At 59.7% G+C, this 7,544-nt stretch carries 8 protein-coding genes and 1 tRNA gene; 7 read left to right on the top strand and 2 right to left on the bottom strand.

Annotated features, from left to right (window positions below; translation table 11 throughout):
- Positions 1-532: 532 nt before the first annotated feature.
- A tRNA-Ser gene (locus AB9K37_RS02910) sits at positions 533-622 on the bottom strand.
- A gap of 208 nt (positions 623-830) precedes the next feature.
- Between AB9K37_RS02910 and AB9K37_RS02905 the strand changes: the two genes are divergently transcribed.
- The 7 genes from AB9K37_RS02905 to AB9K37_RS02875 are packed head-to-tail and all read left to right on the top strand — an operon-like array spanning position 831 to position 7,164.
- Positions 831-1,670, top strand: a complete 840-nt coding sequence (locus AB9K37_RS02905; protein WP_369835473.1) for an SPOR domain-containing protein — start codon at positions 831-833, stop codon at positions 1,668-1,670.
- A 22-nt stretch (positions 1,671-1,692) separates the two neighbouring features.
- Entirely contained in the window at positions 1,693-2,853 is a 1,161-nt protein-coding gene (locus AB9K37_RS02900) for a D-alanyl-D-alanine carboxypeptidase family protein (RefSeq protein WP_369835472.1), read from the top strand.
- Entirely contained in the window at positions 2,853-3,491 is a 639-nt protein-coding gene (gene tmk / locus AB9K37_RS02895) for a dTMP kinase (protein ID WP_369835471.1), read from the top strand. Before AB9K37_RS02900 ends, tmk begins: the two co-directional genes overlap by 1 nt.
- Positions 3,488-4,633, top strand: coding sequence for a DNA polymerase III subunit delta' (locus tag AB9K37_RS02890; protein WP_369835470.1), 1,146 nt, complete (start codon positions 3,488-3,490; stop codon positions 4,631-4,633). The genes tmk and AB9K37_RS02890 overlap by 4 nt, the downstream gene beginning before the upstream one ends.
- Positions 4,630-5,436 (top strand): TatD family hydrolase, encoded by an 807-nt coding sequence (locus AB9K37_RS02885; RefSeq protein ID WP_369835469.1) that lies wholly within the window; start codon positions 4,630-4,632, stop codon positions 5,434-5,436. Before AB9K37_RS02890 ends, AB9K37_RS02885 begins: the two co-directional genes overlap by 4 nt.
- Positions 5,437-6,234: an MBL fold metallo-hydrolase gene (locus AB9K37_RS02880; RefSeq protein ID WP_369835468.1), complete on the top strand. Its 798-nt coding sequence runs from the start codon at positions 5,437-5,439 to the stop codon at positions 6,232-6,234.
- A complete protein-coding gene (locus tag AB9K37_RS02875; RefSeq protein WP_369835467.1) occupies positions 6,235-7,164 on the top strand; it encodes an AEC family transporter in 930 nt (309 codons plus the stop codon).
- Here the strand turns inward: AB9K37_RS02875 and AB9K37_RS02870 are convergent.
- Positions 7,161-7,544 (bottom strand): rhodanese-like domain-containing protein, encoded by a 384-nt coding sequence (locus AB9K37_RS02870; protein ID WP_369835466.1) that lies wholly within the window; start codon positions 7,542-7,544, stop codon positions 7,161-7,163. The two genes, AB9K37_RS02875 and AB9K37_RS02870, sit on opposite strands and share 4 nt — an antisense overlap.

Raw genomic sequence — 7,544 nt, 5'->3', positions numbered from 1 at the left:
ACCTCACAGAATTGGCCTGACGGCCAATGCGCCTTGGACCGGGCTTGCTATATGAGGGCCGCACGCTCCAAGGCGCTCGCCCCAAACTGGCCGACTTTTGCTCCGCCACAATGGCCGAATTTTACTCCGCCGTTGACACCGCAAACTGGTCGAAGTTTCAGGACCACCTCTTGCCGTCTCAACAACTTAGCAAAGATACTATCTAAGCCAAACCAGTACATTCGACAGCGATAGGCTAAACGCCTCGATGGCCAAGCCAGGCAGTTATCATAGCCCCTATGGCCTCACACGTCTTTAGCCAAAATTGGGGGATGGCTCAGTCTCTGTTGAGCCGGATGCCTCGAGATCAATCAGTGTGGAGCTGATGGAGTCGCTGAAGAACATAAAATTCAGCGGCAGCTCCACAGTTTTTTGTCTCACGAGTGCTCTTAAGGAGTCACAAAAGCTCAAGAAAACTGTGGGGTTCAGCGTGGGGCTGGACTTCCAAGGAATGCCTTAAGATCTTGATTTGTCTCGCATTTCCAAAAGGAAATGGCGGAGGCTCAGGGATTCGAACCCTGGGGACGCTCTCACGCCCAACGGTTTTCAAGACCGCCGCAATCGACCACTCTGCCAAACCTCCGTGGTCAGGCCGGATTACATTGAAGATCTCGATTCGAAAAGACCTGTTACGCGACAATCGCTTGGTGAAATTATGCTCAACGTGTCCGCGAGCCTTCCCAAGTCCAAAGGCATTCATTACAGTTGCGCCAGATTTGGCTTGGCTCGCCGCCAAGCGTTTAACAAAAAGGGCGGCGCGCAAAGACGCCGCAGGCAGAGGGCAGTTCTGAATGGCTCGTTTTATGATGACACGAACCTTGGTTGGGATCGCGGCGCTTTCGCTCGTCGCCGGGTGCATGGAGGGCATCAACCCTCTGGCAAAGAAAGACGACGGCGCGACAACCGTGTCTGGCGCGCAGACATCGCGCCGGGTAGAGCGGGATGTGGAAGCACCCGATGTCTTTCAGGTCAGCGAAAAGGGACTGTGGGACGGCCGCCCTTCCCTTGGTGGCGTCTGGGTTGCACACCCCGATGTCAAAGAACCCGAACGCGTGATCATTCGGAATGAAAGCAACGGATCGTTCGTGATCGGCGCACTCTTCCGCCGCGAGCGCACCAACCCTGGCCCGCGAATTGAGGTCTCTTCCGATGCGGCAGAGGCTTTGGGAATGCTAGCTGGTGCCCCCGCCGACATCACAGTCACTGCGCTACGCCGCGAGGAAACGGCGGGCGACGAGACTGTTGCTGTGACGGCCGATCCTGCGCCTGCAGAGATCGCCGCGCCGGGTGATGTAGAGACCACTCCTCTTGATCCGATTGAGGCAGCTTCGGCAGCGATTGACGCACCGTCCCCAGCAGCGCCTGTGGCACCTACACCTGCACCAGCCCAGAGCCCGCTGAGCAAGCCTTATGTCCAAATCGGTATTTTCAGCATTCAAGCCAATGCGAACCGTACGGCCGAGCAGATGCGCAATTTGGGCCTTGAGACCGAGGTCAACCAATCCTCGATCAAGGGCAAGACCTTTTGGCGCGTTGTTGTTGGGCCTGCCATGACTGCGGCAGATCGGGCCGAAACTCTCAGCAAAGTGAAAGCGGCCGGATTTGCGGACGCCTATTCTGTAAAAGACTGACCTCCGACCAGAGGAAATTGTAATGCGTAATCTGCTGATGATAGCAGCCCTTGTGGCCTCCACCGCCCTGCCCGCCTTTGCGTTCGATACGCAGGCGCGGGCGGCCTATGTCTTTGACCAGACGACAGGGACGGTGCTGCTGGCAAAAAATGCCGATCAGGCCCTGCCTCCGGCGTCAATGTCCAAGTTGATGACGCTTTATATGACTTTCGAGGCGCTTGGTGACGGGCGCCTCACTCTGAACGAGCGCCTGCCTGTATCCCAGCACGCCATGGGCTATGGCGGATCAACCATGTTTTTGGACACCACAGATCGTGTCGCGGTCGAGGATCTGATCCGCGGCGTGATCGTGCTGTCCGGCAATGACGCCTGTGCCGTTCTGGCCGAGGCCCTGTCCCCTGACGGAACCGAAGCTGGTTTTGCCCGCATGATGACCGAGCGGGGCAAGCAGATTGGCCTGACCAACTCGACCTTTGCGAACTCGAACGGTTGGCCCGCACCCGGTCACCGCATGAGCATGAAGGATCTGGTGGTGCTGTCCGATCGCCTGATGCAGGACTTCCCGCAGTATTATCCCCTGTTTGCGCAGAAAGAGTTCGCGTTCGATGGCCGCGCGCCGCAAAACACACGAAACCGCAACCCCTTGCTGCGTCTGAACATCGGGGCTGATGGCCTGAAAACCGGCCACACCGAAGAGGCGGGCTATGGTCTGGTCGGGTCGGCCAAACAGGGCGAACGCCGCGTGATCTTTGCCATGAGCGGTCTGGCCTCGCAGGCGCAGCGCGCAGAAGAGGCAGAGCGGATTGCCACATGGGCCTTCCGCCAGTTTGCCGAACGCCATATCACGGAGCCTACGGCCCCTTTGGCCACAGCCAAGGTATGGATGGGCAACGAAACCAGCGTTAACCTCGTACCGCGTGAGGACGTGCTATTGCTGCTGCCTGTCCTCGCGGGCAATGAAATCCCTGCAGAAGTCATCTACGACAGCCCTGTCGAGGCACCGATCACCAAAGGCCAGCAATTGGCCGAACTGGTTTTGCACCCCGAAGGTCTGCCCGAACGCCGCCTGCCCTTGGTCGCGGATCGCAGTGTGGCCCGCGCTGGCTTTGCGGGCCGCGTTCGCACCGCCGCGCAGGTTCTGCTGCGCAAGTTGAATGAACAAGCCGAGGCTGCCGCAAACTGATGGCACAGACAGCTGCCCCGAAGGGGCTCTTCGTCACCTTCGAAGGCATTGACGGGTCGGGGAAGTCCACTCAGGCCCGTCTCTTGGCCGAGGAACTGAAGACCGAAGGTCAGGAAGTCATCCTGACACGTGAACCCGGTGGCAGCGCGGGGGCCGAGGAAATCCGCGCACTTGTCCTGCAAGGCGACAAGGATCGATGGAGCGCCGAGACAGAGCTGCTGCTCTTTACTGCGGCGCGCCGCGACCATCTGGAGCGGGTCATTAATCCCGCGACGGAACGAGGCGCCACCGTGATCTGCGACCGTTTTGCTGACAGCACGCGCATGTATCAGGGCCTGAGCCGTGGCGATCTGCGTGCCAAGGTCGACACCCTGCACGACCTGATGATCGGACGCGAGCCCGACCTGACGATCCTAGTAGACATGCCGCCCGAAGTGGGCCTGAGCCGCGCGCTTGGTCGGCAAGGGGCCGAAGAGCGGTTTGAGAGCATGGGCGTTGAGCTCCAGCAGAAAATGCGCGATGGCTTTCTGGCGCTCGCCGCTGAGTTTCCCAACCGCTTTCGCGTCGTCAACGGCGACCAACCGATTGAAGCCGTCAGCGTAGACATCCGCGCCCATTACGACGAGGCCCGTTCATGAGAGCGGTCGAAGTCCCCGAAAACGACCTGATCCCAGAGGCAGACCGCGTCGAAGGCGCCCCGCACCCGCGCGAAACCGAAACTTTGATAGGGCACCCCGAGGCAGAGCAAGCCTTTCTGGATGCCTTCAACAGCGGACGCCTGCACCATGGTTGGCTGATCAGCGGCCCACAAGGGGTCGGCAAAGCGACACTCGCTTGGCAGATCGCCAAGTTCCTATTGTCTCAACCGCTTGAGGATGACGGCGGGCTTTTCGGTGCGCCGCCCCCGCCCACGACGATGCGCGTCTCTCCCGAAGATCCGGTCGCTCAGCAAGTCGTTGCCCTGTCTGAACCCGGCCTATTCCTGTTGCGCCGTGGCTGGAATGATAAAACCAAAAAGCTGAAATCCATGATCACCGTGGACGAAGTGCGCAAACTGCACGGGTTCTTTGGCATGTCCGCAGTGGATGGCCGCCGCCGCGTGGTCATCGTGGACGCCGCCGACGACATGAACGTTCAGGCCGCCAACGCGATCCTCAAAATGCTAGAGGAGCCCCCTGCCCGCACCACAATCCTCTTGGTCTCGCACCAACCCTCGCGCTTGTTGCCGACCATCCGATCGCGTTGCCGCGAGTTGCGCCTGCGTCCGCTGGATGCGGTGAACATGACCGCGGCCCTGTCCCAAGCAGGTGCAGAACCCGTAGACGATGCCGCCGCGCTCGCAACTTTATCCGGAGGGTCAGTCGGCGGAGCAATGCGCTTGATCCGGCTGGACGGGCTGAAACTCTACGAACAACTGATCAGTCTGATGGACACGATGCCGCGCCTTGATCAGCCCCAAGCGATCAAGCTCGCTGACCATCTGGCCGCGCGCGGCAATGACGCCAAGTTAGAGCTGTTCGAAACCCTGCTCGATCTGGCCATCGCCCGTATGGCGCGACAGGGCAGCCTTGGCGTCCCTGCCCCAATGCCCGCCACCGGCCATGAAACGCAGGTCTTTGCGAAGCTTGCGCCCGATGCGTGGGCAGCGCGCAAATGGGCCGATCAGGCGCAAGACATCCTGGCACGTTTCCGTCACGGACGGGCAGTGAACCTTGACCCTTCCGCGCTCATCCTAGATACGCTGTTTCATATGAACAGAACGGCAGCGGGTGGAGCATGAGCGCGACAGCAGAAATCACCGACAGTCACTGCCATCTGGATTTCCCCGATTTCGACGGCGAATTGGATCAGATCGTCGAACGCGCCCTCGGCGCTGGGGTCACTCGGATGGTGTCGATTTGCACGAAACTCGAGAACGAGCCCCGCGTTCGCCAAATCGCTGAGACCTATGCGCAGGTATTCTATACCTTTGGCGTCCATCCCATGAGTGCGGCAGAACATCCCCCCATGACAGTGGACCAAATTCTGGAGCTCACAAAGCACCCGAAAATGGTGGGCATTGGCGAAACGGGTCTGGATTATTTCTACACGGCCGAAAGCGCGCAGGTGCAGCAAGAGAGCCTGCGCATCCACATCGCTGCGGCCCGCCAGAGCGGCCTGCCCCTGATCATCCACGCGCGCTCCGCAGACGAGGATATGGCGCGCATCCTGACCGAGGAATATAAGAACGGCGCCTATGACTGCGTGATGCACTGCTTCTCCAGTTCTGCGGAACTGGGCCGTGCGGCTTTGGATTTGGGGTTCTACTTGTCCATGTCCGGCATCGCCGCTTTCCCCAAAAGCCAAGACCTGCGCGATATCTTTGCCGCCGCGCCCTTGGACCGCATTCTGGTCGAAACCGACAGCCCTTATCTGGCGCCGCCGCCCTATCGCGGCAAGCGCAATGAGCCGTCCTTTACCGTGCACACCGCGCAAAAGGGTGCCGAGGCTTTCGGCATCAGCTACGAAGATTTTGCGGCAGCAACCCAAGCCAACTTCGAGCGCCTGTTTTCCAAGGTCGTGGCCTATCAAGAGGCCGCGTAAATGGCCGAGCTGCGCTTTACCATTCTGGGCTGTGGGTCGTCCGGCGGGGTGCCCCGCATTGGTGGGCACTGGGGCGAATGCGACCCAGAGAACCCAAAGAACATCCGCCGCCGCTGCTCGCTCTTGGTCGAGCGGGAAACCGAAGACGGCATCACCCGTGTTCTAATCGACACAACGCCCGACATGCGGGCGCAGCTGATCGGCGCTGGTGCTGGGACTTTGGACGGCGTTGTCTACACACACGCCCATGCGGACCACGTCCACGGGCTCGACGACCTGCGCCAAGTGGTCTTTAACCTTGGGCATCAGCTGGACGTTTGGGCAGATGGCGACACCCAAGACAGCCTGCTCACTCGGTTCAGTTATGCGTTCGTGCAGCCAGAGGGCTCGCCTTATCCATCGATCCTGAACATGCACACAATCAAAGGACCCGTGACGATCTCTGGCGCGGGCGGTGACGTGACACTGACCCCTTTCAAAGTCGCCCATGGCAGCATCGACGCCCTCGGGTTCCGCATTAAGGACATCGCGTACCTCCCTGATGTTTCAGAGATTTATGCCGATGCATGGCCTGCATTGGATGGGCTGGAATGCTGGATCGTCGACGCCCTGCGCCGCAAGCCCCACCCGACCCACGCGCACCTCGACAAAGCGCTAGAGTGGATCGACAAAGTGAAACCGCGCACAGCCGTTTTGACGAATATGCATATCGATCTTGATTACGCAGACGTTGAAGCGGAGACCCCGGACCATGTATCCCCTGCTTACGATGGTATGGTCCTAAGGTATCCAGATTAAATGCAAATTCTGCTCGAAGTCATTGTCCCCGTTTTTATCGTCATTGGCTTCGGGTATCTGGTCACTTGGCGCAAGCTGTTCTCGGACAGTGCTGTCGACGGGGTGATGCGCTTTGCCCAGAACTTTGCAGTGCCCTGCCTGCTGTTCCGCGGCATCTCGCAACTGGACCTCAAGGCGAACTTTGATTTTAGCCTGCTGAGCAGTTTTTACGGTGGCGCTGTCGGCGGCTTTATCCTTGGCCTGCTTGTCGCGCGCTACGTGTTCAAACGGGACTGGGAAGATTCGGTCGCCATCGGGTTCTGCTGTCTGTTCTCGAACTCGCTGCTGTTGGGCATTCCGATCACCGAACGCGCCTATGGCGAAGCGGCTCTGACGAACAACTACGCCATCATCGCAATGCACTCGCCCTTTTGCTACGGGCTTGGGATCACCGCGATGGAGATCGCCCGCGCCCAAGGGGCTGGCCCCGCCGTCATCGCCCCCAAAGTCCTAAAGGCGATGTTCCGCAATCCGCTCATCCTAGGCATCAGCACGGGACTGGTTGTGAATCTGACCGGATTGACCCTGCCGACACCGCTGAATGATGCGATCGACATGATGATCCGCGCGGCCATTCCCGTCGCGCTCTTTGGCCTTGGTGGTGTGCTCTACCGCTACCGCCCCGAAGGTGACCTCAAGACGATTGCTTTTGTCTGCTTTGTCTCGCTTGTGGTGCACCCATCGATCTCGTGGACCCTTGGCCACATGCAGAACCTGAACGTCGATCAAACACGGTCGCTGATCCTGACCGCATCCATGGCGCCGGGCGTCAATGCCTACCTCTTTGCCAATATGTACGGACGGGCGCGTCGTGTGGCAGCCTCGGCCGTGCTGCTGGCGACAGCAGGCTCGATCATCACCGTCTGGGGCTGGCTGTCGATCCTGCCCTAATCGCGAGGTTCCGTCGGCAATCCCGCCTCGCGCCACGCGCCAAAGCCGCCCTCCATCGACGCGCAGCGCAATCCCATACGCTGCGCCACCTGCGCAGCCAAAAGCGACCGCCAACCAGACGCGCAATAAAAGACAAACGTCTTGTCTTCGGCGAAATAGGATTTGTGATAGGGGCTATCCGGATCAATCCAGAACTCCAGCATACCCCGCGGCGCGTGCCGCGCACCGCTGACCATACCGTCCCGTTGCAATTCGCGCACATCCCGGATGTCAATGAACACCGTGTTGGAGGTCTGTCGCTTCGCATCGGCATCATGGACGCTCAGCGACACGACCTCTCGCCGCGCTTCCTCCAACAGTTCTTTGATTCCTATGGACAT

Source organism: Donghicola sp. XS_ASV15, assembly GCF_041224595.1.
In the GTDB taxonomy this organism is placed as follows: domain Bacteria; phylum Pseudomonadota; class Alphaproteobacteria; order Rhodobacterales; family Rhodobacteraceae; genus Donghicola.
This window is presented reverse-complemented; position numbering and strand designations above follow the sequence as displayed.